The organism is Pseudoflavonifractor sp. 60, from assembly GCF_009911645.1.
Classification (GTDB): Bacteria; Bacillota; Clostridia; order Oscillospirales; family Oscillospiraceae; genus Lawsonibacter.
In genome coordinates this window covers 1-2,697 of record NZ_QWKI01000299.1, presented here as the reverse complement: position 1 = coordinate 2,697, position 2,697 = coordinate 1, and the positions used below count along the sequence as shown (strand labels likewise).

At 51.7% G+C, this 2,697-nt stretch carries 2 protein-coding genes; one reads left to right on the top strand and one right to left on the bottom strand.

Annotated features, from left to right (window positions below):
• A partial coding sequence (locus tag D1646_RS21845; protein WP_160638448.1) for a hypothetical protein occupies window positions 1-1,276 on the top strand: 1,276 nt, incomplete at its 5' end.
• Between the two features lie 131 nt (window positions 1,277-1,407).
• On the opposite strand, the gene D1646_RS21840 is transcribed toward D1646_RS21845, so the two are convergent.
• Window positions 1,408-2,697: hypothetical protein (locus D1646_RS21840; protein WP_160638447.1), on the bottom strand; the 1,290-nt coding region annotated here is incomplete at its 5' end.

The following is a 2,697-nucleotide window of genomic DNA, read 5'->3' as shown; positions in this document are numbered from 1 at the left end:
GACTCTGACTCTGGTAGGCTTTGGTAGTGGAACTGAGGTCTGGAACGCTGCTGGCACTGAGGAGTACCCGGCTGAAAACGTCTCCACTATCAACAGCACTGGCAAGGCCTATCAGGTTCCCAAGAACGCTAATGTTCTGATCAAGACCGTTGCTGCTGACAGCATTGCTGATGGTACCTATGGTGATTTGGTTGTCAAGACCACTGATGGTGTTCAGATTATCACTGTTCCCATGGCTGCCGTTGATCGAACTATCAAGAAGACCGACCTGACTGTAGCTTCTAAGACTTACACTATCACCTTTGAGAGCGGCATCACTCCTGAGAAGTTCTACACCGTGTCTAATGAGGAAGTGGACGCGGAGGACTTGGGCAACGGCGTGTATCGCGTAAAGGCTAGTGACGAGCTCCGCTGCATCGATGTAAAGACTACTACCACTGAGTACGCATTTGCCGTGAGTACGGAGACTGAGTCTATGAAGGAAGGTCCCATCACTGACGGCGTGGCCAACGCTGGCACTGCCCGGCAGATCGACTTGCATTCTTCCCTGGCCAGCGATATCACTGTCTATGGCGCAACAAAGGTAACTGTCGTAGATGTTGATCCTGACTGCTTCGGCTATGCTGGCGACCCTGGCGATGTGTTCTACGTCCGTCCTGGTGCTAAGCTCAATGTAAGCATTGATGTGGAGGATGATGGTGTTTCTGCCGCCATTATTCAGGAGGGCAGCACTGTTGTGAATGTGGCTTTGGATCGTGCTCACAACGGTTATGAAATCGGGACTACGGAGATCACTCTGCGTGGCGCTTTCAAGGTTACCCTGAACGGTGTTAAGGCTAAGGTTGGCACTGTTGACATCGCTGATGGTGTGTACTATGTTGCCAAGGGGCAGAAACTCGTGACTATCGGAGCTGTGACTGGTAAGGGCACCGGTGTCCTGGTTGGGGATAAGATCAGCAACTCCACATCTGAGACCAACGATATCACTCTCAGTGACAAGGATGTTACTCTGAGCGCTGCTGCGAAGGTCTCCATGAGTGGTACTTGGTCTACGCTGAATGTTCTGAACAGTCGCGGTGATGTTGACTCTACTGAGAACACTCCCACTGGCGACCGTTATGTCAAGGTTGGAACTAAGATGTCTGCAAACATTGCCACTGGCACTGCTGATATTACTACAGGCAAGGGTTCTGTCACCGACTTTGACAAGTCTGGCAACTGGATCTACTTCACTCTGGGCGTTGAGGATGTTACCCTGACTCAAACTGCTCCCTGATAGCTGATCCTATAAATCCTTTACCCCCAGGCTTCGGCCTGGGGGTCTTTTGTGTGAAAAGAACCCCCAGCCCGTGAGGGCTGGGGGTGGGGATCGCCTAAGTGTCTTTTCTATGGTCTAAAAACACTCTCTTACGCGTCATTCAGGGTCAAGTCAACTGCAGTAACAGTAAACGTGACTCGCTTGCCGTTGTTGGCCACATCCAGAACGGGTACGCTGCTGGTTCCATCAGTAGCGGTGATCACAACTGTGCTGTCGGCATCCTCGACCATCAGGTGAGTACCAATCGCAACATAAACAACCACTTCTGCGCCAGCTTCGGTAGTAATTTCGTCCCAGATATTGTTCTTCTGATCCAGGATCGAAAGTTTAACACCACTGCCATCCGTCATCGTCATCTTTGCGGCGCGGGCAATCTGATCCTTGTTACCGCTATTCACAACAATATCAGTGGGTGTTGCGTTCTTCAAATAACTACCATCATTGACACAGATCACGTTCACGCCATCAGCGTCGGCATCAATAGTCGTACCCTTGACAACGTACTCGCCGTCCCGCACGACGTTGCTGTTGGCGGTCTTCACGGAGGCAACATCATGGAGGTGCAGCTTGTAAGCGCCGTACAGCTTAATGTTGTCGGTGCCAACGGTCAGTGTGCCGCCAATGGCAGCCGCACTGGTTTCAGGAGCAGAAGCGTCCCGATCAGCCACAATCAGACCAGCCAGGTCATCGGCATCGCTGCCAATTGCGTAGGTGGAGTTAGGAGCAACCACGAAGGTCTCCCAATTAGTCTGATTAACCTGATTTCCCAGGAACATCACACCATTAGCACTGGTATCGAAGTCAACGACAACCGCAGGATGGACGTACACATTACCAGAGATAGCACTGGTCAGAGTAATAGTTTCTTCCTTGCCAGGAGTCCAGAACTCAGTGGTAGCTACACCGGTGTAATACGCACTTGTGAAGGTATTGGAAGAAGTAGCAACAGCGGCGCCGCTGCTTCCCAGGTTAACCTTAATGACCCACACATTGTCGCTAGCCTTCAGGTAATAGGTATTGCCTTCGACCTTAGTGGCCTCCACCTCATCACCACCGACCGTCTCAAACGCATCCAGGGTCACGTCACCAGTGAAGGTCACAGTGTACATCACATCAGCAACAGCTGCGCCCAGCTCAACGTTCATGCTCTTGCCCATGGTGAAGGATGCACGATGAGTAGTAGCATTGACACTGGCCTCAACGCCGTCCAAAAGAACGGTGCCAGCAGTAGTGAAGACAGTAGAAGACTCGATCATAACAGCGGTGTCCTTGGCAATATTCCAAGTGTAGGAGGTGCCAGTAGCAGTAGCCAGACTCTTGTCGTAGGGAGTCTCAACACCAGCCAAGTAGACCTTGGCACTTCCGGCACTAGCACCGCT